The following is a 23,209-nucleotide window of genomic DNA, read 5'->3' on the forward strand; positions in this document are numbered from 1 at the left end:
ATGAATAGAGATTCAAAACTTCTATATTGTCGTAAAAAAACGAGCAAGCGTAAAGCCTACAACGGCATATTTATCTATTCCTCACGTAAAAGAACAAAAAACATGCAACTCAACAATAGTTTAAACTGATAGATTTTATTGATTAGCAAATAAATCAATAGATATAAACTTCAATATCTTAAAAAATGATATGTAAAATAGATTCAATTCTGATTTACAGGTGATCAAAACTCTTTGGTATAAGTTTAAATCTCAATTACATCCATCATCATGCTTAAGTTTCATGAAATATTGATTAAAACTGAAAATAGCAACTTGAATAGATTTAACGGACTAAGCCATTTGGTTGTAAAATAATCAATGCTGCGCCACACAACACGACAACACCACCGATAATATCCCAACGACTCAAACTAACCTGATCAATAAATCTTAGCCACATCAATGCTGTAAAAATATAGATTCCGCCATAAGCAGCGTAAATTCGCCCTGAAGCCGCAGGATGTAAAGTTAACAGCCATACAAAAAAAGCTAGACTTAACGCAGTGGGTAGCCATAACCACTGACTTTTGGCTTGGTTTAAAATCAAATATGGAAAATAACAACCTAAAATTTCAGCAATCGCAGTCACAAAGAATAATATAAAAGTACTCAATATCTTTGTGATTTGTATGTCCATGATTCAAAACTCTATTTAAAAATTTCAACAAATATTAGCTTAGGCTAAATTAAAACACACATATAAAAAACCCGTGATGTACACGGGTTTTTAACACGATCCGAGTTTAAGCAGGTTCTGCAGTTTGATCTTCAAACACTTCAAGTTTCAGTCCAACTGCCTTACCATTTTCTTTTTTAACAGATACTGCAACATTACCACCATGATCAGCCAGCTCACCAAATAAAATCATTTCAGCAAGTGGTTTTTTCAAGTGCTCTTGAATCAAACGTTGCATTGGACGAGCACCCATTAAACGGTCATAACCATTTTCCGCCATCCAATCACGGGCAGATTGATCCACCTCAAGAACGACTTTTTTCTCATCCAATTGTGCTTGTAACTCAGTTAAGAATTTATCCACAACTGAATCAATCACTGTGGTTGGCAATGCTTTAAACTGAATCACACCATCTAAACGGTTACGGAACTCAGGAGCAAAGGCACGTTTCATCGCCTCTTGATTGTCATTACTGTTGTCTTGTTCAGTGAAACCAATACTGGTACGTGAAATACTTTCTGCACCGATATTTGTTGTCAAGACAATAATCACATTACGGAAGTCTGACTTACGACCATTATTATCGGTTAATGCACCGTGATCCATCACTTGCAATAACAAGTTAAATACGTCTGGATGCGCTTTTTCGATCTCATCCAGCAACAGCACGCAGTGCGGATTTTTATGGATCGCATCGGTTAATAAGCCACCTTGATCATAACCCACATAGCCTGGAGGTGCACCGATCAAACGAGATACGGCATGACGTTCCATATATTCAGACATATCGAAACGAACAAACTCAACACCAAGTAATTTTGCCAATTGCTTGGTGACTTCCGTTTTACCCACGCCTGTAGGACCTGCAAATACAAAACTACCCACTGGTTTATCTGGTGACTTCAATCCTGCTCTAGACAGTTTAATCGCAGATGCTAAAGCAGTGATCGCTTCATCTTGACCAAATACCACACGTTTAAGATCACGCTCAAGATGTTCAAGTACAGACTTATCATCTTTCGATACGGTTTTTGGTGGAATACGTGCAATTTTTGACACGATATCTTCGATATTTTCCACAGTAATGACTGTGTCATCTTGCTCAGCTTTTAATCGACGTTGTGCGCCCGCCTCATCAATGACGTCAATCGCTTTATCAGGTAAGAAACGGTCATTAATAAATTTCGCAGATAACTCAACTGCTGAAACTAAAGCTTGATCATCATATTTCACATGATGGAACTCTTCAAACTTGGTTTTTAAGCCCCGTAAAATATCAACAGTTTCTGAGATTGACGGTTCATTCACATCAATTTTCTGGAAACGGCGTGATAATGCATGGTCTTTTTCAAAAACTTGACGATATTCTTGGAATGTCGTTGAACCGATGCAACGTAAAGTTCCATTTGCCAAAGCAGGTTTGATTAAATTTGATGCATCCATCGTGCTGCCCATACTTGAGCCTGCACCAATAATCATATGAATTTCATCAATAAATAAAATAGCTTCTGGTTTTTTCTTCAAAGCGTTTAAGAGTTGTTTTAAACGTTTCTCAAAGTCACCACGATACTTTGTACCAGCAACCAAAGCACCGATGTCTAAGCTAAACACTTCTGCATTTGCAAGTGGCTTCGGAGCTTTGCCATTTACAATCAACCAAGCCAAACCTTCAGCAATCGAGGTCTTACCCACACCTGGATCACCCACTAAAAGTGGATTGTTTTTACGACGACGGCAGAGAATCTGCGCAGTACGCTCAATTTCTTTTTCACGCCCAATGAGTGGATCTGTTTTGCCTTTTTGTGCTTCAGTGTTGAGATTTAAAGTATAAAGCTCTAATGGACCAGCATTCACATTTGATGCAGATTCACCATCTAAATCTTCAACTTCTTCTTCAACCTGAATTTCGTCTTTACGTTGACCATGCGACAAATATTGAGTCAAAGTTAAACGATTAATTTGATGGCGTTTCAGTAAATACACTGCAAATGAATCACGTTCTGAATACATTGCCACCAAAACATCAGCACCTTCGACTGTGCGATCACCACCGCTCGATTGCACATGGAAAATTGCACGTTGCAAAATACGATCAAAACTTTCAGTTGGGTGTGGTGCTTGGTCGCTATTTTCGCCAAGTCTAGGTGTATGTTGCTCTACATATTCTTCTAATTCTTTACGAAGACTTACAATTTCTGCGCCACACGCTTTAAGCGCATTAACTGCAGAATCATTGTCTAATAAAGCCAATAGCAAATGTTCAACCGTAAGAAACTCATGTCTCTTTTGACGAGCCATGCTAACAGCCAAACGTAAAGAAACTTCCAATTGACGACTGAGCATGTAACCCCCTTATTCTTTTGGCTCAATCTGGCAAAGTAATGGATGACCTTGCGATCGAGCGTAATTATTTACTTGGTTGGCTTTCGTCTCCGCAATGTCTCTTGGATATACGCCAGCTTCACCTTTTCCTTCATAATGTACTGTTAACATTACTTGAGTGGCTTGGTCAAGATTCAAAGCAAAGTATTGTTGTAAAATTTCGATTACAAAGTCCATGGGTGTGTAATCATCATTCATTAAAATAACAGCGTACATCGGTGGACGTTTTAACTGTGGCGGTGCAGTTTCTACTGCCACATCGCCATCAATATCTTCATTTTGCTGCGAATCACTTAAGCGTGGATTAAAATGCCAATCAACATATCCTGTTTGTTGAAAGGATAATTTTATTTCATTTAAATTGGTTTTACGTTTATGGGTTCGCATATATTTTAAATTCATAAGTTATTGAGCATTGGCTTCAGCTTGAGGAATTTCAGAAGCAAATGCTGCTGAATTTTCTACAGGTTTACCTCTCGACCAACCAAAACGTTTTACTACGGGTGTTGCACCATTTAAACGAATTTCAATGAATTGAGGAGTAAAACCTTTCGGCATTGTCCAACGTCCTGTTAAACGTTCAAAGTCTTCAAAATTATAGCTCCCATCTTCCATTGGAATGGTGAGCACTTCTGTACCACTAATCAAGCGTAGCTCTGCTGAACCTGTTGCACGGCGATTATTTGGACTTACTTGCACCAAGTCAATCTGATATTCATAAGCATTTTCAGGTAAAGCTTTGACTGCAATATTTTGTACAGTCAAACTCAGACCACCACGTTGTTTTAATACATCACGATAAACCTTGTTTTTACCGTCGACTTGTTCTTTTTCAGCTTTGGCTTGATTTAATGCTTCAAACAAGTCTTTGGTATTGGTTACAGCAACATCACGCTCTTGCACAGCCGCATTCAGGCTTTTATTTAAATTGGTTAATGTAGCTTTTTGCTTTTCTACAACCTCGACCAATTGCTCCGCATCAGCATCATAACCAACAACCGTTAAACCTTGACGATGCCCAACGGTATAACCTAATAGCATACTTCCTGCACATAAGACGACACCACCCGCTAGAAGTGGCAAATTGCCATTCATTAAACTCTTTTTAGGCTTTGGCGCTGGTTGTGACGCAGTATTTGTTTGTGTATTTGGCATCGTCGTCTCTGATCAGTGATTGCATCAAAACACACATTTAACCGTAAAGTTAAATGTGTGTGAAGTTGAAAAGCGTTTTTTATGGTAATAATCCGATGCTTTGTAATCCAGCACCTTCATCAAAACCAAACATTAAGTTCATATTTTGTACAGCCTGACCTGCCGCACCTTTTACCAAATTATCTTGTACTGACAAGATGACCAACTTTTTCGGTTGTGGTTTATATAGTGCAATACGTAACTGGTTTGCACCACGCACTGAACGCGTTTCAGGTGAACTATTGGCAGGCATCACATCCACGAATTGCTCATTGGCATAAAATTCTTCATATAGACTTTGCACATCAAGTGCATCACCTGCCTCAGTTAAGTCAACATAAATCGTACTGAGCATCCCACGAATCATGGGTACTAAATGTGGCACAAAAACGATATGGTTAAATACATCCTTTTGTCCTGAAATATTTTCCAATGCTTCAACAATTTCAGGATGATGGCGATGTCCTGCCACACCATAAGCTTTAAAATTATCTGCATTTTCAGAATAGATCATGCCTAAGCTAGCTTTACGCCCTGCACCTGAAACACCTGATTTCGCATCAATAATAATGCTTTCTGGTTTCACTAAGGTGTCTGTATGTTTAAATAATGGTGCTAGACCTAATTGTACAGTGGTAGGATAACAACCTGGATTACCTACTACTTTTGCTTGTTTAATCTTGTCACGATTTAACTCAGACAAACCATAAACAGAATCTTTTAAAATCTCAGGACAGGCATGTTCAAGTGCATACCATTTTTCAAACTGTGCCAAATCTTGTAAACGAAAATCAGCAGCTAGATCAATGACTTTGCTATTTGCAGCAATAAGTTCTGCTGCATGTTTCATGGCAACCCCATGCGGTGTTGCAAAAAAAACCACATCACATTGTTTTAAAGTATCAATATCTAAATCTGAATATTGAAGATCGGTATGTCCACGCAAACTTGGGAACATATCATCCACACGCTTCCCTGCTTCAGTACGTGATGTAAGAACATTCACCTGTACATTCGGATGTCGCAGTAAAAGACGCAACAATTCAACGCCTGTATAACCTGTACCACCGACAATACCAACTGAAATCACGTTTATTACCTCAAATTCAAAAGTATCCATTTTTCATGTGCTAGTATGACAGGAAGTTTGTCTTTTCTAAACTATTTCAGTTGGTTTTCTTTTTATTTAAAATGAATTAAACAAAATAAAACAGTTCTTTGTCTGAAAATAGCCCAATTAAACTTAAAGCAATTTTTTATTTTGCTTTTTATTTTAGCCATAAAATATGAATCTTTGGGCAATAGAATATATACATGATATATATTAATAAATTTGATTTTAAACTGATTTATTTATCAAAAATTTCCGTTATCGTATATGAAGAGTTAATTGAAAATTAATGTTTTTTATCCGATTAAATGAATTATTTTATATATTAAATTCATTTTTTTCATGATAATAGCCTAGTGATTATGCACAACAAGATGTAACATAACGCATCGAAAAAATAATAGCCGTAGGATTTTCATGCGCGAGTACAGTGTTTTTACTTCTGAATCAGTAAGCGAAGGCCATCCAGACAAAATGGCGGATCAAATTAGCGATGCTATTTTGGACGCAATTTTAAAAGAAGACCCATATGCACGAGTTGCCTGTGAAACTTTAGTAAAAACAGGCGCGGTTGTTCTTGCTGGTGAAATTACCACCACTGCCAATGTGGATTTTGAATCTATCGTTCGTCATACCGTAAAAGGTATCGGTTATCATCATACTGATTTAGGTTTTGATGGTTCAACCTGTGCTGTAATCAATATGATTGGTAAACAATCTCCAGAGATTGCACAGGGTGTAGATCGTCAAAAACCAGAAGATCAAGGTGCGGGTGACCAAGGTTTAATGTTTGGTTACGCAAGCCGTGAAACTGACGTACTTATGCCTGCGCCAATTTTTTATGCGCACCGCTTAATGGAAAAACAAGCGGAATTACGTCGTAGTGGTACATTACCTTGGTTACGTCCTGATGCCAAAAGCCAAGTCACTTTTGCTTATGAAAATGGCAAAGCAGTACGTTTAGATGCAGTGGTACTATCCACCCAACACGATCCTGATATTTCACAAGCCAATTTAAAAGAAGCGGTAATTGAAGAAATCGTGAAAAAAACCATTCCAGCAGACATGTTTCATGCGGGAACAAAATTCCATATTAACCCAACAGGTTTGTTTGTGATCGGTGGCCCTGTCGGTGACTGTGGTTTAACAGGTCGTAAAATCATTGTTGATACTTATGGCGGTATGGCACGTCATGGTGGGGGTGCATTCTCAGGTAAAGACCCATCAAAAGTTGACCGTTCTGCAGCTTATGCAGGTCGTTATGTTGCAAAAAATATTGTTGCAGCAGGTCTTGCTGACAAATGTGAAATCCAAGTGTCTTATGCGATTGGTGTGGCTGAACCCACTTCTATTTCAATCAACACCTTCAATACAGGCAAAGTGTCTGATGAATTAATTATCCAATTAGTTCGTGAACATTTCGATCTACGCCCATATGGTATTACCCGTATGTTAGACCTTTTACAACCAATGTATAAGCAAACTGCTGCTTATGGTCACTTTGGTCGTCAAGGTTCTGATCATGCATTTACATGGGAAAAAACGGATAAAGTTGAGGCTTTAAAAGCATCCGCAAATCTATAATTTCTTATTGATTTATAAGAAGCTCGCTATATGCGAGCTTTTTTATTTAAAAATTTTCTGCCCAAACACTATATAAAATCATAGAATGATACCTTTGTAGCTTTCAAATGGAGGAGCTCCCAATGCCAGTATTATTGCAAGTTGACTTTCCTACTCAAGGTCCTTTTTCAGATGAAATGTCTATGGCTTTTAAAGAACTTGCTGAAAGTATTAATTTAGAAAAAGGCTTTTTATGGAAAATATGGACTGAAAATAGTCAAAACCAAGAAGCTGGTGGTATCTATTTATTTGATAATGAAGAAAATGCACAAACTTATGCAGAAATGCATACGCTACGTTTACAAAGTTTTGGAATCACAAATATTCGTACAAAATGTTTCGCAGTGAATATTCCTTTATCGGAAATCAATCAAGCTGATTTTCTAGTTAAAAAATAACTCCTACCAAGTTACTGGATTAAATAAAAAGATGCTTTTCAAACATCGACTTGAAAAGCATCTTAAAAATTTATTTTTCAATGAATACGCTTATTAGAATCTTGATTTAAAACATCCAACAGTGTGACTGGTTCAGGTGTATCTGTTTGATGATTATTTAAATAAATTTGCCCAAGTTTAAAACTAATTGCTGTAAATAAACATGCAACAATACAAAACATCCAAAACCCATAAGGACTTCGAATATGTTGTGAACCACAATGTTGGCATTCTTTATCGTTTGCAGTAACTACCTTATTACAACAAGCGCAATGATATTGGTATAGCATATATTCCTCCTGCTATTAAAAAACATTTATTGTTTTTCTAGACGTGACCATTTTATTTTTACAAGATGTCACTATGATTAAATAATCAGATATGTGTGAACTTTACAATCTATTTTTTGTATCTATTTTTCAAAATTATTCAATTTTTATGATATTTTTAATTTTTATCAAATAATTAAATTTAGTTTTAAAATATTTTCCATTTCAAAAAATATATTTAGAATCTCGCTAATATTCCCCTATTCACATAAATTCTTTAAAATATGCGCAAATTATGAAGAGATTTTGATTGTGATTAAACTGATTAAAAAAGGTGGCTTACGTGAGCGTGCAAATCGCAGTCGTCGCTATCAAGGTTCTGAAAATACTGAAACTACACTAACAGCAAATACCTATCAGCCTAGCCAAAAACTAAAACCCACACTAAAACAAAGTGACGATGAAAAGATTGTAGTGGATCAAGCCCAACCTACAACAGATGAAACGCATCCAACCACAACCACACAGCAAAAATAACAAACAAAGTACCAGATATAATATCAATGTAGCTGCCTGATTTTTGATAAATATTTTTTACTTTAGGCATAGACATAATGAACATAAATACTGTAAATACTAAAAATGTTTGAATGGGAATAATGATTGCCAATTGTGTTTTTAGATGGGTACTTGCAGATGAGCTGAGTGCTAAAGAAAATACACTACTAAAATAAATCAAAGTTTTAGGATTAGATAAATTTGTTAACAGACCCAGCATAAAATAGTTTTTAGGGGATTGTTCAATCACACCCTGTAATGTTGTTTCTTGTTTTAAAGTTAAAATTCCTCCTTTTAGCATCGTATAACCCATTTTTACCAAGAATAATCCACCAATTAGCATGAGAATTTGCTGAATCCAAGGCCATTGTTCAATTAAAACCGTAAACCCCATCAGTGTTAGCAACACCCATACGACAATTCCTACAGAAATTCCCAATACAATTTTCAAGGTATTTTGACGTGTGGTGGAGGCAGAACTTTTTGCAACAAGTAAAACATCTGGGCCTGGACTAAGCTGGGCGAAGAAATGCAGTGAACAAATGGTCAATAACAAAGACATGTAGCTTAAATGATGAATATAAAAGATTTATTATACGCTGTGTGAAAAAGATTAGGTGATTTACAATATTAAAAAGCGCAACTTAAAAGGAATATTTTATTGGTATAATTTTTGGGTAATTAATTTAAAATTATAGTTATTTTAGAATGAAAATAGATCAAATACGCACTTTTAGCACAGCATACACAACAAAAAAACTTGTGCTGAAAAACATTATTTCAGCATAAGTTATTGATTTTATTATTTATTTACAACCACAGAAGCTTCAGTAGTAATGTTTACAGTGATTTTATCACCAACATTTGGCATGTTAATTAACTCATTAAAATTCAGTTATTTAAATTTATTTGGCGAATTTTTGGCGTAATATTAACTTTATCCACAGTTATAAATAGCAGAAAACCGACTTAGATTGCTTCTAAATCGGTCTGATATTTCAATAAATATAGCATAGATTTTTATTCAAATAATATAACTATCTTTTAATTTCAATATGGCAAGTTTTATTCACATTTCAGATGGATAATTTTTATGTACGTTTACATTCTGAGAGTAAAGAAGCTGAGCAAACTAAGGACACAGCCATTGTTGGGTGTTTTGTTAAAAAAATTTGAAAATGATGTTTATATTTTTAATTTGTTTTTGAGTTGTAATGAGTACCCCTACCTAGCAGGATCGGGGTACAGATTTTGGATGATAATTTTATTAAAGGTTAGTTCATTGAAATAATTTAATAGGTTTAGCTTTTACAGTTAATTTAAAAAAGGATACCAAAATTTAGCAAAGGTACTCTCATCATCTGCTGAAGGGGGTGATAAATCAATTTTTTTTGTTTCAGGATCACAACATAAGAACAATGCTATCGTTTTTAATTGGTTATGATTAAGTTCTTTTGATAAGATATTGATATAATAAGAATTTAAATCTAAAACATCATACCATCTTAAAATATTTGAAGATGAATTAGAATCAATATTGTTTAAAATAATCAAACACATAAATCCTGAAAGGTAATATATTAAATTATGGGTATTTAAATTAATAGTACCTCCAAAACTAAATGCATTGTAATACCATAGAGGAATTTCTGACCAACTTCCAAAAGGCTCAATATATTTATTTTCTACTATATTGCTTATTATAAAATGAGCAATATTTTCATTATAATATTTTCTTAATTCCACATATAGATCATCTTTAGAGTACTCAGCAAAACTTTTTGAATATGTATCATAGAAATCAGATTCGGCTAAGGTAAAATCTTTAGTAAAATGAAAATTAGAAAAATTTTCGTAAATACTTGTTTTAATATCTAAAAAATTCATAAAACATTCTCTATTATTTTTCTGGTGATGCATCTGGATTAGGTTGACTATCATTTTTAAAGGCTTGCTCACACTCTTTTTTTATTTTTTTTGCCTCATTTAAATAATAGTCTTTACGAATTTCCATTTCAGTCTTAGGATAATTATCACTAAGAGTAATTTCTATAATAGAATCACAAATATCTATTGCAGAATGATACTTTTTAGACTCATAACAAAGAAACTTTGCATATAACAATAAAGAAATTAAAGATTTTTTTGTTAATGTTATTGAGGAATCGTATAGTTCGAAAGCTTGCTTTTCATCCCCTTTTAAATAAACTAATGAACCTAATCTCTGAAGTAACATCGATATTGTATCATCATCATCATAAATATTTTCTAAGCTTTTTTTTAAAAAAAATTCAGCCTGATCTAAATCACCAATAACGAAAAATTTCATATAATTTATATAGTTTTTATCCATTGATAATTTTTGCATGTCCAACTCCATAAATTCACATTAAAGTCTAAAAGGTTGTCTTGGCGAATTTTTCATACATCTGCTTAACTCTTCATGAGCCCAAGAATGACAAGCTATATTATCTCTATTTTTATAATTGTTATCACACCATTTTGTATCGCTTACCCATTGCTGAATACAATAATTATTATTTGCATTCCTCTCCAACTCATCTTCAATTGGTTTAGCTTTAGCCGCATCCTTTTCAGCTTCTGACAAAATATTAGTTGAAATGAGTACCCCGACCTAACAGGATCAGGGTACGGATTTTAGGAGGTATTTTTAAGAGTCAGATATCCAAGAAACAAATCCCTTATAATGTTCTTTTACAAATTCAATAATAAACTTTTTTTGAGCATCATTAAAAACGTGTTGATCTGTTTCCCATTGAGAATTCAATCTAAAAACAAACCAATCCATATAAGCCTTATTTTCATCAGTTGATAGGAAATAATATAGTGCAGCAGGTAAAAAAAATTTATAGCCTTCAGAACTTAAAAAACTACAGTTATATCCGAAATAATATAGATATTCATAACTGACATCTTTCCATGTATTGATGCCTTCTTGTGGTCTCGTGCGTGAACGAGCCGCCTCTAGTCCAGCTTGTAAATAAAATTCAGGCCAATCAAAACCCCATTTAATAAGTAAATCTTCTGCTGTCATTTCAACGGCAGATAAGTAATTATCTTCAATTCGATCAAAATATCTACGATGAGTGTCATAAAAATCACATTCAAGTAAAGATCGATTTTCTCCTAATGGGAAAAGTGGAAAAGTTTCTTCAAGAAATTTTTTTGTAATCATCATTAATTCTCACATAAAATTAAGGCATTTTTTGCATCATTCAATGCTGTAATATGATTTTGATGACTAGGTGACCAACAAGCATTTTCCTGACTTCTCGCACGTATTAAATTCCTAAATAAAACAGCATTAGCCGCTTTAATTGCAGAATCTGTTAAATATTTACAGCTCTTGTTTCTTGTTGCTTCTTTAGCCTCCTGTGTTGCTCGAGTCATAGGTTTATTTAAAGCCTTATCACAAATCCAACAACTACCATTCTTAACAATACCACTTGGAAATTTAGCATTTCTTTCCAGTTGGTCTGCAATCGCTTTTGCTTTTAACGCATCCTTTTCAGCCTCCGACAATATATTATTCGCTGCTGCTGCAACTGCAAATTTAAAAACAAAATAATAAAAGCTGCTTTAACAACTTTTATTAAGTAGTCTATACAAATTAAACATGTAATAAATTTCCTATAATTCATACAAAATAGGCAATACAAAGTTTTCATTACATGTTTACTTAAAGTGTATTACTTACTTATATGTCGTATTAAAATAAAAACTTGAGAATTATTTTTACTCTTTAATTTTATATTTTCAACTTTATAAAAAGTTGTTTTCTTTTATAATTTTAGACTCAAAAAAACAACTAACACTATGATCTTTATCTATATTTTCTAAGATTTTCTCAAGCTCTTTGGTTGCCTCTAATTGATACAAATCTTCTCCTAACCTATTAATCTCACTACTATAGCCTGTAGTATCACCCCCTAACATACTTATATAAGTATCTTGATTTAGAGGGTTATGTTGTAATGCTAGTTTATCATTAATAGCATCTAAAAAATTAAAAGTATCTTTTAATGAAATCAACTTCAATTTAAATTTAACATAAATATAAATAGCTTGATCAAAGTAGATATTATCAATATTAAAATCGTAAATAATATTTTGCACTTCAATATTTGAAATACTACTAAAATCTATACTAATTAACCTAAAATAATACTCCTCACCCATTTCATTTTCAAACTCTTCGAGATTACTGTATAAAAATGATTCAAATTTTTTTAAGCATAAGTCATTACACATAAAACTAGATAAATTAAATCTTATATTTAAATTTTTAATGAACATAGAATAATCCTAATCAGCGTTTTTTAAATTTCAATTCAACATTTTTATAACTAGATAAACTATGAAAATAGTGTATGACCTTTTGTTTACCATTAGAACATGTTTTTTTATGTTCTTTTTTAATCCAAGGACCCATTCCATAATGAGCAATTAATCTAGGTTCATCTCCTATTTTTGCATCATGCATAATTTGATATCCAGCGCCAGCTTTTGCTTCTGCCAATACTAATTGTTCACAGAGATCTTTTGGCTCTTCATCACATATTGCAGGCTTAGATACATTATTTTCAGCACGACACGCAGCATTCTTCTCCAACTCATCTTCAATCGGTTTAGCTTTAGCCGCATCCTTTTCAGCTTCTGACAAAATATTAGTTGAAATGAGTACCCCGACCTAACAGGATCAGGGTACGAATTTTAGGAGGTATTTTTAAGATTCAGATATCCAAGAAACAAATCCCTTATAATGTTCTTTTACAAATTCAATAATAAATTTTTTTTGGTCATCATTAAAAACATGCTGATCCTTTTCGCATTGCGATTCTAATCTAAAAATAAACCTGTCCATATAAGCTTTATTTTGATTAGTGGTTAGAAAGTGGTAAATGGCAGCAGGTAAAAAGAATTTAAATCCATCAGAACTTAAATAACTACAATCTCCACCAAAATAATATAAATACTCATAATTTACATCTTTCCATGTTTTAATTCCCTCATTTGGTCTACTACGTGAACGAACTGCTTCTAGTCCAACTTGCATGTAAAATTCAGGCCAATCAAAACCATATTCAAGAATTAAACCTTCTGCTGATGTTTCTATTGCAGACAAGTAAGTATCATCAATTTGGTCAAAATATCCATAATGAGCATCGTAAAAAGCGCATTCAAATAAAGTACGAGTATTACCCAATTGTAAAGGCGGAAAAATTTGCTCTATGGATTTCTCTATGTTTGTATTCATAATCAATTTTCACAATGACTTAAAGCAATTTTATCTTCAGCAAGCCGTGAAATATGATTCGGATCTGGTAGTGACCAACAAGCATTTTCCTGACTTCTTGCACTTATTAAATTCCTAAATAAAACAGCATTAGCCGCTTTAATTGCAGAATCTGTTAAATATTTACAGCTCTTGTTTCTTGTTGCTTCTTTAGCCTCCTGTGTTGCTCGAGTCATAGGTTTATTTAAAGCCTTATCACAAATCCAACAACTACCATTCTTAACAATACCACTTGGACATTTAGTATTTCTTTCCAGTTGGTCTGCAATCGCTTTTGCTTTTAACGCATCCTTTTCAGCCTCCGACAATATAATTCGCTGCAGCTAAAACTGCAAATGAGGGTATGGAATACTAAAAAGAAAATAATAAAAGCTGCTTTTGCAACTTTTATTATTTAGAAAATTTATTTTAATAATAATTTCTGAACCGCCTCATCTAGATATTGCATTTCAATATCATCAATAGTTTCAAAATTTTCAAGAGGTGTATCTTCACTACGTTCATTTCCATCAGCATCATATTCTATGCTGTTAATCAAAATATAATGCAGTTTCCCTTTGCCATCATAAGCAGAGCATTTTCGCTTGGAATAAATATCAGATGGGTTTAATGGTTCATTAATATAACGATGAATCAGGATAAACTCATTATTAACAAGCTTATAATCTTCAAATATTATTAAATCATCATCAGAATCCCGAATAATTTTCCTGAAAGCCACCACTTTATAATCAGTACCTACAAGTATTGTAATTGTACTAATTTCATTTCTGGTAGAGTCCAAACACACTCTTTCCAAAAGAGGTACCCCATTTAGGGTTTGATATACTGTACGAAAATTAAATTGTAACTCACTAGAAAATATAATTTTTTTTATAATTTCACCATTATAAGATAATTCACTAATTTTAACTTCAATCATTTATTTATCCTATGGAGTCTTCACCAGGTTTTGGTGGTGGATCTTTCTTAACCCATCTTTGAGCATTTGGTGTTGCAGGGCATCCATCATTAGAGGCTTTTTTAATTAATATACTAAGATCCACTTGAGCAATTCTATACTGTGTAATATGCCCAGCCCAAGAACCTTTGTTTTTGCCATTTAATATTAAGGGATTCGCTTCATCTGGATATTTATTATATTGATCAAATCTATCAGCGTACATATCATCATATCTCTGTTTCACATAAGCCGCCTGACTATCCATATTTATATTATGCTTATTGCACTTAGGATCTTTATTCCTCTCTAACTCATCTTCAATCGGTTTAGCTTTAGCATCATCATTTTCAGCTTCCGATAAAATATTATTTGCTGCTGCTAAAACTGCAAATTGGGCATCAATATTATTGTTTTGAGCATTTTCGATGACTTTTTGAGCAACGGTTTCGAGAGAGAGGGTCGCTGGTTTATAGTTAGGATTATAAGTTTTACTCCCCCATGATCCACTTGATCTGTTCCCAGTAATAGGTCCTACAATTGTACCCATAAGGTAACAAGTTTCAAAAGCTGTATGATTGGGCTTACCAACATCGGGATTCCAAAAAATTTGTCCCTGTTTACAGGCTTCTTCAAAAGAAGAAACGTACTTTTTTTGAGAGCCATAACTCGCTTCATACAAAAATTGATTGGCTGGATCGATTGGATTAGCTGGCTTTTGATATCTAATCTGATTATTCGCAGGATCAAGCACCCAATCTACGGCATCTAATAGCTGATCAACCGCATAAGACAAAGCAAATCCAGCACCACCACTCCGTAATACTTTGGCAACCTGAGTCGCATTTGGTGTAATTAACACGGATGAAGTAACAGCACCTTTTGACCCATTAAACAACATAGATGCATTAATAGCTATTGGGTTGTTAGGGAAAAGCCATTGATTAAACGTATAGGCATTGGTCAATGTTGAATTGAGGATTAACAATAGGCTGATTAAAAAGACCATTATTCTTTTGATCATAGATTTAACTCTTTATGTGTTTGTTATTAATTTTTAAGTTAAACTAAATATAACATAAAGAATAATATAAAAAAGACCCTCCAATGAGGGTCAAATGGTTTTAAACCTCACTGACCTTTGTTGTACTTACACCATTCAACATCTGTAATCTATAACGAGATTCCGAGGGTCGGCTCGTTTTTCCATACCAGCGAAATTCTTGAAAATCTGAATCATTATATAAGGCATAAGAAACTGCATTGCCTTGGTTGCCACCGATACAAACTAATTTTCCTGATTTTTGGTCACGCCCAACCACAAAACATACATGACCACCACCTTTGCGAGTTTTAATGGCTACACATCCGTAGGCAGGCTTTGCGAGTTTAGTTCCGTAGTTCACATAATCTAAGGCACGGTACCAATGTTTTGGATATTTCACATCGGCAGTCTTTAGGCAATGAGCAACAAAGGTTCCACACCACGGCGTTTCATCATCCGTGAACCAACCACCCAAGCCTTTAATCCATCCCAAAATGGTTTTGTTATGTTGCTTACCCACAATTTCACGCAAGCCAATATGTTTTTTCGCTTCAACCATCCATGCCAAATCATTTGAGTTTTGCTGTGTGGCCAAAAGGCTATTGATACCATTTAATTGTGGTGCGTGTAACTCTGGTTGATAGATCTTCTTGCCGATCAAGCTAAGCAATGGAATTACAATTCCAATAATGATGGCTTCGTGTTCTTTTGGAATGAGCTGAAAATCTAATGCCCATTGCAGCAATGGAATTAGTACAAGCATAAAAAAAGCTCCCAACATTGGGAGCTTTACTGACAAATATTGCCATGGGTTTTCATTGATTAGTTTCATGTTTTAACTCACTTTTTAAATTTTTCATTCGTTGCTGATATTCTGCTGTGCGCATTTCATGTTCGATTTGTTCACGCTTATTTCGTTGAATTGAGAAATAAAATTGAATAAATAAACCAACTATTGCCACTATTAAGCCACCCCATGCAATCACATCAACTTTTGCTATAAATGCAAAAAATGATGTTGCTCCTGCTGAGTACGTTACTTTTTGTGTAATTGCAACAGCACTTGCTTCAAGTACTGTCTGTGTTTCAGACATATATTTCCCCTATTTTTTTGGCAATAAAAAAGCCCCGATTGGGGCTTATGACGCTAAACTTAAAATAAATTGTTCGACTCGATTTGCGTACCATGTGTGACCCGATGCGTTTGGATGCAAGCCATCGGGCATGTAGGTAGTTTTGAGCGTTTCGCTGTCACGCGGATTAAAGCCGAATTTATCACAACCAACCCACACTTCGATTCCGTAATACGAGCAAACATCTAATATTGCTTGAGTTTTAAGCCATGCAATATTGTTTTTCTCGTTGCGCATGTAAGGTTGCCAGGTGCTTTGAATTTGTGAAATGTACCCAATACGAGCGAGTGGAAATTTATCACGTAGCCCTTTTAATAGCACATGCAAAGCACCATAGAACGTGCTTGTTGTGCGATCTGACATTACACCCAAGCTGCCTTGCGCTGACACAGTTGTACTTACGACATTGTTATCGGACTTATTGACTTTTAAACCTGTAGTTTCATTTACTTCAAATCCGAAAAAGCCTGTACTATCTGTTGTTGATTCTGCTAGAACTTTATCACTTGAGTCTTTTAAATACACTTTCGTACTTGCAGTTGTGAAACCAGTTAAGCGATTGAAACGATCATTCACCCCACACGCAATTGTGATCAAGTCGAACTGCGTTGTTGTTGTAATATCTTGAAAGCTCTCAGAAAGCACACGGGGAATACCTGCCATCGTCCCTTTGTGCACCCACGTACCATCCAAGGTGTGTTTTGTTAAAATCGCAGAATGTCTTGCTGCTAGTTGAACAGCATAAGATTGCGGATTGTTTGTAATTGAATCACCAAGTGCTAACCATTTTTTATTTGTTAACTTTGACGATTGTTTAATATTTGAAATTGCAGCAATTGTAGAGTTTTTTGCGAATTTCGCTTCACTTGACTCAACAGTTTGTAGCTCTGTCAAATTAGCATCTGTAAGTAAGTAAACAGCAGATGTAGCAACTAGTGATGCACGTAAACTCAACATCACATACTTAATCTCTTTAGCGTAAGCAGAAATCGGAATTGTATGTTTTGTTGCATTCGTTGTGTATGCAACTCCTAAAAAGTTTTTATCTTTATCTAAATAAATGACAGAATAGCTATCCATGTTATTTGTGTAATAAAGCGTCAATCCTTCTTGAGCAGCAAGTGCAGGCGTGTAGTTCCATGCTTTATAATATTCACCTGAGGTTGTCGGAACTTTACTCGCACCACCGTAAAATCCCTCTTTTAAGCCAAGAATTTCACCTGAATAAGACGTCCACGGTCTTAAAGAAAACAATAGATTATTCGCAAATAAAAAATCACTTTTACTTTTAGCTTTTGAATTTGCTAGATTTAATGTATCAAGAGGAATACCAACACCGCCAACGAACGCATAGATTGCAGCCTTTTGCATCGTTTTAGCGATTGTAGTGGCTTCATCATCAGCAATGGTTCCTGCGCGACGAAAAGACACACGAATTTGTTTTGGTGTGCCTGTACCCCCACTTGTTTTAGTTGATAAATCAACAATCGTATTTACATTGTTTGTTTCGACTGTATTTGTTCCCGCATACCACAAATTTTGTTCATTTCGGATTGTGTAACTATAAATATTACCGACAATTAACAAATGGGTTGCTGCTGCGGGTATATCAATAAATGCAGATGTAACCCAAGCTTTTGAAAATACAGCATCATCAGTCACTGGTGATAAGCTATTGTTTAAATAGCCAATGGTGCCACTTTTATCTACAATCAAATTCTTAACAGTAACATTTTCGCTTTGAGTTGTGATTGCAGTGTCTGAATATGCTTTTGCATTTGCTAAAACTGTTGCATCTTTTACTGCTGCATCAGCTTTCGCTTGATCTAACTTCTCACTTGCAATCACATCTGCTTCAGTAGCAGCTTCCTGCACAGCCTCTTGCTTTGCTGTACTTACATCCTCTTTAGATGAGGCATTATCAATAAAATCACCTAAAGCAGTTTTAAACCCCTGCTCTGTAACATTTGCACCAATCAGTACACTCTTATCTGGTAATGGCATAAAAATCTCACCCATAAAAAAGCACCCGAAATGGGCGCTCATGTTGTTAATCAAATTTAAGTTTCAGAAGTACTTTGAACATACTGATCTGAATAATTCCAAACTGTGTCTTTCCATACATCACATGCAGCAACTCGCACATAGTAGATCGTTGTAGATGTAAGCTTTTCAAAGGTATGAGATAGATCTGATCCAACCCACGTTGGTGCAACCGAACTTGGATCAAAGTTTTCCGTTTGACTCACCCAAACTGCATAACCTTTTAAATCAGGTGCTTCACTTGGATTCCAGCTTACAGTCAATGTGTCTTTGGTCGCTGTGGTATATACATTTAAGAGTTTGGCAGGAATCGGATTGCTGATATTCAACTCTGCGAATGAACTCACATTACTCCCACTTACACTAGCAACTCGAATTGTATAGGAACGCCCCAAACCATCAGATTTAGCTTCCTCAAAAGAATAACTATAGTCTGTATTGGTTGTCTGAACTTCACGTAGCAAAATACCATTTGAAAGTATTTGCACAACATAGCCCGAAGCACCCACAACAGTTTGCCACTGTACTTTAAAACTCGTACCGATAAATGGTGACTGTAATGAGAGCCCTTTTACACCTGTAGGCTTTCCACCCACCAATGTGTAGCTATAAGCAGTTACTTCATCTAACGTTTGCTCTTGCTGCTGTAAGCCATTGAAACTAGTAAATTTCAAATGGATCTGTTTGCCAATAAGATTTTTATTAAAACCATGTTCAAAAATAGCTTTATCAATACGGACAAATGGCTCGCCTGCAATATGTACTTGAGCATTATTAAAACGTCCACGTAGTACATCATCTAATGTATACAGACCTGATCCATTCAGTGTTGCCACTTGATAGTTCAAATATTCACCACCCAACCAGCATAATGTCGCATCCGCTTCAGCATCCTCTAAAGTCCCACTGAACATTTGACTTGGTGTATTAAGTTGGACTTGTAAGGCAGGGTCATCTGTATCAATAGCTGCAACCAATTGACCATAACGTGCTGAACCATAAATGGTCCCGATCATGTCATAAGTAGTGTTGTCTAAACTTGCCCAGACATTACAACCACCAAAATTCACCCCACCTGATACGGCGATCCACACTTGATTGATACCATTGGTCAAATCTAGAGGTGGTTCGAAAATGACAGGTGCATTCACATGTCCTGGTTCTTCATTTCCTCCCTGATAACCATTAGATGCCTGTAGGTCATACTCAATCGCTGAGTAAGATCCAACGGACAACTCATTTGCTGTAACTGTGAGTAAGCCCTCATCATCTTCTTCAATCCGTGTAATGCGTACAGGAAATTGATCCAACCCTAAAGAGATGTCTGTAATTGTCACAATATCCATGGGTTCTAGTCGGCAGTACTTCCAACCAAGCTGAAACTCGTATTCATTTCGGACATACAACAAACGCTGTAAACGTAGCTGACAGGCATGCCGAGCAATTTTGGGCTCACAAAAGAAATCAAGTTTTACCGCGTCCTCTGTACGCAGACCAAACATTTCAATATTGGCTTGGTCTTTGGCTTCCACTGTTTCCGTGTTGTATTGGTTATAACGGTTGGTATATTCAATTTGCGTATGATTAAAAGCATCCGTATCACGACTACGGCGCACTCTGATAGGCTCATCTTCACCAATAAAATCATCATCTGTTAAATGATAAACAGGAGTTAAATCGGGTGTAAATGTGACTCCATGTCCAGTCAAAGCAGCATCACCATAGGTTTTAATTTTTAAACCATCTGGGCTAGGTACCACTGCACAATTCACCGCCTCAACAATCGTATTGATCGTTTCATACGCTTCGGCTTGTTCTGTAAATGCTGGGCTAATTAATAAATTTGCTGCTCGGCAATAGGTTCTAAATTCTGCCAAATCAGCCATATTTAAAATAGGTGCCGCACCGTAGCGTGGATGTGTAATAAAATCCTCAATCACATCCGCAGGATTGGCATCATGCACTGTATCTGACAATGTAATATCGCTAATGACTTCAAAGGTATGATTGGAAAGACTAGCACTATTCCCTAAATCATAATTCGCACAGGCAACATAACCAAGAAAAGGATAATGTAATGCCTGATCTGGATGCTTGGTCTGTATATATCCCCAACGCGGATTATCATTACCATCAAATAATTCAAAACCTAACTGATCAATAGGGCTTTTGGTTATACCATTTTCAGTTTTATTGATAATCTGATCTTTGTCTCGCCATACAATTCCAATATCTCGGATCTTGTTTTCACATAACCCTAGCATTAATGAAGCATTGTAGGTGAATGTTGTATTTCGAGTTTTAGAGCTACCACCTTTACCCCCTGATTTAGTTACAGTGGTATGCGGTGTTGCGGTAAAATCACCATACCAAAACATATTAGCAGTCACTCGATTTTTACCATATACCAATGGTTGACAAAGACCATACGCAGATTGCTGAACACGCATGGAGTTAATACGTGTTTCAGTTGTACTTGTGGTACCACCACCAAATAATCCACCCATATTATTCTTTTAGCCTCTTCATACGAAAAAACCCAGCTATTCGCCGAGCTAAACTTCCTTTGGTACCATCTTGGATAATGACACCCTGATGGATATATGAATGGATCACCGTTGGCCATTCCACAACGATGGCACCATGACTGATACACTTTCCAAAGTGATATAAAACAATATCACCCGGCTGTGGTTCATCCACTTCAAAACATACACTCTTCACATGCTCTAAGTATCGTTGACCCAATTGATGCATGTGCCAATCAGGCGGGTAGGGTCGTGGATCCAAATGATCCATTAAGCCCACTTTTTCATACACTTCACAAATTAAGGTACCACAATCTACCCCCACACCCTTTACTCGTCCTTGGTGATGGTATGGTGTACCCAACCAAGTCTTAGCTTCTTCAACTGCTGCTAGGTTTTTCATACAGCAGTCTCCGGCACAGGAATAAATGGCTTCCCTGCAAAACGATTACGATTATTAAAGCGATTGGTGCATGTATCTAAACGTTTATCGCATCCAGGATAAACTTTGATTTTTTGACCTGCTTTGGGTTGTTCAAGTAAAGGTAATGTCAAAACTAAATTGCCAGACTCATGCAAACGAATCGTGCGCTTTAAGCCTTTATTTCCACCCTCTAAAAAATCCACCACACCTTGTGTGAACCAACCTTGTGGCTGTGTCAAAGTACATATAATTTGTGAAGTACTACTGTTTACTTCGATTGTTGTGCTTATAGCAAAATTATCACGCAGCAAACCACAACCATAATCGAATAAAGTATTGGAACAACTTGGTTGGTATAGGTTACGTGGCATTTGAATATGAAGATCATCAATATCTGATGCCACATTAAAATCAATCACATTTCGATCGAGTTCGGGTTCAATAATTCGACCTTCAAATAATTTCAATGTTCCTGCACTTGTATCTGTAGGCGTATGCATATCCATAAAGACCCGTTCTAACTTAAAACGCGCACCATCCATTTGACCATTGTGAAAAGCCTGAACTACACGCACATCATTAAAATGCTGATCATTCGTAGTATTAATGCTGACAGATAAATTATCGACCTCAATACCTAGTGATAAACTGATTCCCTCACGGCTAATTATAGGTCCATCGGCCTTAAAAACTTGGTTGGCCACAATCAAGTCATAATCATAATTGGTGTAACGGTACACATCACCTTGCACTGTGGTAATCGTATATAGATCTGCCATTAAGAACTGATCTTGATCTAATAATGCAATTAATTTTGTCGATGCCTCTCTCATATCTTCATTCCTAATGTACCGACCAATTCGATTTTTTGTGCTTTCCACAGTTTGGCCATAAAATTGGAATACTGTTGTTCATCATCAGCAAAGCGACAACGATAAAAGAATGTACCTTTAACTGTAACCTCCTTACCTACCGCTAACGGTGTATTCAGCATATATTTCCCATCTTTGCTAATACTCGCCATTTCGTTATTCCACATAGGTTTTTCAATGTCGCTATCCCACATATTTTTGGTTTCAACTTGATTCCACATGTTGGGATTAATTGGTTGCGTCATCTGCATCGTATTGCTCACTGGCATATGTAGAGAATGCATTTTCTTGAAGATTTGGTAGGTTGTTGTGCTTCCATCCCCAACAAAAGTACATTCAAACTGATTGTCATCTGGCATCTTGTAGAGAAATGAATCAAAAGCACCACGGCGCTCGGTAAAGAAGCCTTCTAGTTGCTGTAACTCATTTCGCCCTTTGCTCTCTCGCAAGAAAGCAAAGGACATAGTGATGTTATATTTTGGAATTGCTTGATAACTCGCTCGCAGTTCACGACCATTGATTGAGGTCATAATTTTGGTATTAAAAATGGGAGTCTTTGTCAGCTCCCATTCCAATCCTGGTAATTCAGGAAATAATTCATCAGACATGTGTTA

The 23,209-nt window shown here is 35.6% G+C and carries 28 protein-coding genes; 3 read left to right on the forward strand and 25 right to left on the reverse strand.

Annotation, left to right across the window (positions count from 1 at the left end):
* Positions 1-325: 325 nt before the first annotated feature.
* From HUS24_RS03865 to argC, 5 genes are all read right to left on the reverse strand, one after another.
* The gene (locus tag HUS24_RS03865; protein WP_173910717.1) at positions 326-679 is read right to left on the reverse strand and encodes a YnfA family protein; all 354 of its coding nucleotides are present in this window, start codon (positions 677-679) and stop codon (positions 326-328) included.
* Between the two features lie 106 nt (positions 680-785).
* Positions 786-3,062, reverse strand: a complete 2,277-nt coding sequence (clpA, locus tag HUS24_RS03870) for an ATP-dependent Clp protease ATP-binding subunit ClpA (protein WP_173910718.1) — start codon at positions 3,060-3,062, stop codon at positions 786-788.
* Positions 3,063-3,071: 9 nt separating this feature from the next.
* Positions 3,072-3,488, reverse strand: coding sequence for an ATP-dependent Clp protease adapter ClpS (clpS, locus tag HUS24_RS03875; protein WP_173910719.1), 417 nt, complete (start codon positions 3,486-3,488; stop codon positions 3,072-3,074).
* A gap of 18 nt (positions 3,489-3,506) precedes the next feature.
* Positions 3,507-4,256 carry a DUF6776 family protein gene (locus tag HUS24_RS03880; RefSeq protein ID WP_173910720.1) on the reverse strand — a complete coding sequence of 250 codons (750 nt, stop codon included), beginning with the start codon at positions 4,254-4,256 and terminating at the stop codon, positions 3,507-3,509.
* 79 nt (positions 4,257-4,335) lie between these two features.
* Positions 4,336-5,391: an N-acetyl-gamma-glutamyl-phosphate reductase gene (gene argC / locus HUS24_RS03885; RefSeq protein ID WP_173911393.1), complete on the reverse strand. Its 1,056-nt coding sequence runs from the start codon at positions 5,389-5,391 to the stop codon at positions 4,336-4,338.
* A gap of 432 nt (positions 5,392-5,823) precedes the next feature.
* Between argC and metK the strand changes: the two genes are divergently transcribed.
* A complete protein-coding gene (gene metK, locus HUS24_RS03890) occupies positions 5,824-6,990 on the forward strand; it encodes a methionine adenosyltransferase (protein ID WP_173910721.1) in 1,167 nt (388 codons plus the stop codon).
* Between the two features lie 122 nt (positions 6,991-7,112).
* Complete coding sequence (locus tag HUS24_RS03895) at positions 7,113-7,427, forward strand: monooxygenase (protein ID WP_173910722.1); 315 nt, start codon at positions 7,113-7,115, stop codon at positions 7,425-7,427.
* Positions 7,428-7,504: 77 nt separating this feature from the next.
* On the opposite strand, the gene HUS24_RS03900 is transcribed toward HUS24_RS03895, so the two are convergent.
* Positions 7,505-7,756, reverse strand: coding sequence for a hypothetical protein (locus HUS24_RS03900; protein ID WP_173910723.1), 252 nt, complete (start codon positions 7,754-7,756; stop codon positions 7,505-7,507).
* Positions 7,757-8,047: 291 nt separating this feature from the next.
* Here HUS24_RS03900 and HUS24_RS03905 point away from each other — a divergent pair, with 291 nt between their 5' ends.
* Positions 8,048-8,272: a hypothetical protein gene (locus HUS24_RS03905; protein ID WP_173910724.1), complete on the forward strand. Its 225-nt coding sequence runs from the start codon at positions 8,048-8,050 to the stop codon at positions 8,270-8,272.
* On the opposite strand, the gene HUS24_RS03910 is transcribed toward HUS24_RS03905, so the two are convergent.
* From HUS24_RS03910 to HUS24_RS04000, 19 genes are all read right to left on the reverse strand, one after another.
* Positions 8,226-8,855: a LysE family transporter gene (locus HUS24_RS03910; RefSeq protein ID WP_173910725.1), complete on the reverse strand. Its 630-nt coding sequence runs from the start codon at positions 8,853-8,855 to the stop codon at positions 8,226-8,228. The two genes, HUS24_RS03905 and HUS24_RS03910, sit on opposite strands and share 47 nt — an antisense overlap.
* 752 nt (positions 8,856-9,607) lie before the next feature.
* Positions 9,608-10,180 (reverse strand): hypothetical protein, encoded by a 573-nt coding sequence (locus HUS24_RS03915; protein ID WP_173910726.1) that lies wholly within the window; start codon positions 10,178-10,180, stop codon positions 9,608-9,610.
* 13 nt (positions 10,181-10,193) lie between these two features.
* Entirely contained in the window at positions 10,194-10,661 is a 468-nt protein-coding gene (locus tag HUS24_RS03920; RefSeq protein ID WP_173910727.1) for a M48 family metallopeptidase, read from the reverse strand.
* Positions 10,662-10,682: 21 nt separating this feature from the next.
* Positions 10,683-10,901, reverse strand: a complete 219-nt coding sequence (locus HUS24_RS03925; protein ID WP_173910728.1) for a hypothetical protein — start codon at positions 10,899-10,901, stop codon at positions 10,683-10,685.
* Positions 10,902-10,964: 63 nt separating this feature from the next.
* Positions 10,965-11,492, reverse strand: a complete 528-nt coding sequence (locus HUS24_RS03930; protein WP_173910729.1) for a DUF6714 family protein — start codon at positions 11,490-11,492, stop codon at positions 10,965-10,967.
* Positions 11,492-11,836 (reverse strand): hypothetical protein, encoded by a 345-nt coding sequence (locus HUS24_RS03935; protein WP_173910730.1) that lies wholly within the window; start codon positions 11,834-11,836, stop codon positions 11,492-11,494. Before HUS24_RS03935 ends, HUS24_RS03930 begins: the two co-directional genes overlap by 1 nt.
* Positions 11,837-12,076: 240 nt before the next feature.
* Positions 12,077-12,610 (reverse strand): hypothetical protein, encoded by a 534-nt coding sequence (locus HUS24_RS03940; RefSeq protein ID WP_173910731.1) that lies wholly within the window; start codon positions 12,608-12,610, stop codon positions 12,077-12,079.
* Positions 12,611-12,623: 13 nt separating this feature from the next.
* Positions 12,624-12,977: a hypothetical protein gene (locus tag HUS24_RS03945; protein WP_173910732.1), complete on the reverse strand. Its 354-nt coding sequence runs from the start codon at positions 12,975-12,977 to the stop codon at positions 12,624-12,626.
* Between the two features lie 63 nt (positions 12,978-13,040).
* Positions 13,041-13,571 (reverse strand): hypothetical protein, encoded by a 531-nt coding sequence (locus HUS24_RS03950; protein ID WP_173910733.1) that lies wholly within the window; start codon positions 13,569-13,571, stop codon positions 13,041-13,043.
* A gap of 2 nt (positions 13,572-13,573) precedes the next feature.
* Entirely contained in the window at positions 13,574-13,918 is a 345-nt protein-coding gene (locus HUS24_RS03955) for a hypothetical protein (RefSeq protein ID WP_173910734.1), read from the reverse strand.
* A 95-nt stretch (positions 13,919-14,013) separates the two neighbouring features.
* The gene (locus HUS24_RS03960) at positions 14,014-14,532 is read right to left on the reverse strand and encodes a hypothetical protein (RefSeq protein ID WP_173910735.1); all 519 of its coding nucleotides are present in this window, start codon (positions 14,530-14,532) and stop codon (positions 14,014-14,016) included.
* Positions 14,533-14,536: 4 nt separating this feature from the next.
* Complete coding sequence (locus HUS24_RS03965; protein WP_173910736.1) at positions 14,537-15,574, reverse strand: hypothetical protein; 1,038 nt, start codon at positions 15,572-15,574, stop codon at positions 14,537-14,539.
* Between the two features lie 100 nt (positions 15,575-15,674).
* Complete coding sequence (locus tag HUS24_RS03970; protein ID WP_173910737.1) at positions 15,675-16,427, reverse strand: TIGR02594 family protein; 753 nt, start codon at positions 16,425-16,427, stop codon at positions 15,675-15,677.
* Positions 16,411-16,689 carry a holin gene (locus tag HUS24_RS03975; protein WP_173910738.1) on the reverse strand — a complete coding sequence of 93 codons (279 nt, stop codon included), beginning with the start codon at positions 16,687-16,689 and terminating at the stop codon, positions 16,411-16,413. The genes HUS24_RS03970 and HUS24_RS03975 overlap by 17 nt, the downstream gene beginning before the upstream one ends.
* A 45-nt stretch (positions 16,690-16,734) precedes the next feature.
* Entirely contained in the window at positions 16,735-18,747 is a 2,013-nt protein-coding gene (locus tag HUS24_RS03980) for an SGNH/GDSL hydrolase family protein (RefSeq protein WP_173910739.1), read from the reverse strand.
* Positions 18,748-18,788: 41 nt separating this feature from the next.
* A complete protein-coding gene (locus HUS24_RS03985; RefSeq protein ID WP_173910740.1) occupies positions 18,789-21,278 on the reverse strand; it encodes a phage tail protein in 2,490 nt (829 codons plus the stop codon).
* 1 nt (position 21,279) lies between these two features.
* Positions 21,280-21,702 (reverse strand): NlpC/P60 family protein, encoded by a 423-nt coding sequence (locus HUS24_RS03990; protein ID WP_107009919.1) that lies wholly within the window; start codon positions 21,700-21,702, stop codon positions 21,280-21,282.
* Complete coding sequence (locus HUS24_RS03995; protein WP_173910741.1) at positions 21,699-22,556, reverse strand: DUF2163 domain-containing protein; 858 nt, start codon at positions 22,554-22,556, stop codon at positions 21,699-21,701. The genes HUS24_RS03990 and HUS24_RS03995 overlap by 4 nt, the downstream gene beginning before the upstream one ends.
* Positions 22,553-23,203, reverse strand: coding sequence for a DUF2460 domain-containing protein (locus HUS24_RS04000; protein WP_173910742.1), 651 nt, complete (start codon positions 23,201-23,203; stop codon positions 22,553-22,555). Before HUS24_RS04000 ends, HUS24_RS03995 begins: the two co-directional genes overlap by 4 nt.
* Positions 23,204-23,209: the final 6 nt, after the last annotated feature.

Origin of the sequence: Acinetobacter sp. Marseille-Q1618 (assembly GCF_902809855.1) — a bacterium.
Taxonomy (GTDB): domain Bacteria; phylum Pseudomonadota; class Gammaproteobacteria; order Pseudomonadales; family Moraxellaceae; genus Acinetobacter.

Bases quoted from the DNA above. Each gene is read 5' to 3' on its own strand.
- HUS24_RS03865 (WP_173910717.1), bottom strand. From the start codon at position 679: ATGGACATACAAATCACAAAGATATTGAGTACTTTTATATTATTCTTT.
- clpA (WP_173910718.1), bottom strand. From the start codon at position 3,062: ATGCTCAGTCGTCAATTGGAAGTTTCTTTACGTTTGGCTGTTAGCATG.
- clpS (WP_173910719.1), bottom strand. From the start codon at position 3,488: ATGCGAACCCATAAACGTAAAACCAATTTAAATGAAATAAAATTATCC.
- HUS24_RS03880 (WP_173910720.1), bottom strand. From the start codon at position 4,256: ATGCCAAATACACAAACAAATACTGCGTCACAACCAGCGCCAAAGCCT.
- metK (WP_173910721.1), top strand. From the start codon at position 5,824: ATGCGCGAGTACAGTGTTTTTACTTCTGAATCAGTAAGCGAAGGCCAT.
- HUS24_RS03895 (WP_173910722.1), top strand. From the start codon at position 7,113: ATGCCAGTATTATTGCAAGTTGACTTTCCTACTCAAGGTCCTTTTTCA.
- HUS24_RS03900 (WP_173910723.1), bottom strand. From the start codon at position 7,756: ATGCTATACCAATATCATTGCGCTTGTTGTAATAAGGTAGTTACTGCA.
- HUS24_RS03910 (WP_173910725.1), bottom strand. From the start codon at position 8,855: ATGTCTTTGTTATTGACCATTTGTTCACTGCATTTCTTCGCCCAGCTT.
- HUS24_RS03915 (WP_173910726.1), bottom strand. From the start codon at position 10,180: ATGAATTTTTTAGATATTAAAACAAGTATTTACGAAAATTTTTCTAAT.
- HUS24_RS03920 (WP_173910727.1), bottom strand. From the start codon at position 10,661: ATGCAAAAATTATCAATGGATAAAAACTATATAAATTATATGAAATTT.
- HUS24_RS03930 (WP_173910729.1), bottom strand. From the start codon at position 11,492: ATGATGATTACAAAAAAATTTCTTGAAGAAACTTTTCCACTTTTCCCA.
- HUS24_RS03940 (WP_173910731.1), bottom strand. From the start codon at position 12,610: ATGTTCATTAAAAATTTAAATATAAGATTTAATTTATCTAGTTTTATG.
- HUS24_RS03950 (WP_173910733.1), bottom strand. From the start codon at position 13,571: ATGAATACAAACATAGAGAAATCCATAGAGCAAATTTTTCCGCCTTTA.
- HUS24_RS03960 (WP_173910735.1), bottom strand. From the start codon at position 14,532: ATGATTGAAGTTAAAATTAGTGAATTATCTTATAATGGTGAAATTATA.
- HUS24_RS03965 (WP_173910736.1), bottom strand. From the start codon at position 15,574: ATGATCAAAAGAATAATGGTCTTTTTAATCAGCCTATTGTTAATCCTC.
- HUS24_RS03970 (WP_173910737.1), bottom strand. From the start codon at position 16,427: ATGAAACTAATCAATGAAAACCCATGGCAATATTTGTCAGTAAAGCTC.
- HUS24_RS03975 (WP_173910738.1), bottom strand. From the start codon at position 16,689: ATGTCTGAAACACAGACAGTACTTGAAGCAAGTGCTGTTGCAATTACA.
- HUS24_RS03980 (WP_173910739.1), bottom strand. From the start codon at position 18,747: ATGGGTGAGATTTTTATGCCATTACCAGATAAGAGTGTACTGATTGGT.
- HUS24_RS03985 (WP_173910740.1), bottom strand. From the start codon at position 21,278: ATGGGTGGATTATTTGGTGGTGGTACCACAAGTACAACTGAAACACGT.
- HUS24_RS03990 (WP_107009919.1), bottom strand. From the start codon at position 21,702: ATGAAAAACCTAGCAGCAGTTGAAGAAGCTAAGACTTGGTTGGGTACA.
- HUS24_RS03995 (WP_173910741.1), bottom strand. From the start codon at position 22,556: ATGAGAGAGGCATCGACAAAATTAATTGCATTATTAGATCAAGATCAG.
- HUS24_RS04000 (WP_173910742.1), bottom strand. From the start codon at position 23,203: ATGTCTGATGAATTATTTCCTGAATTACCAGGATTGGAATGGGAGCTG.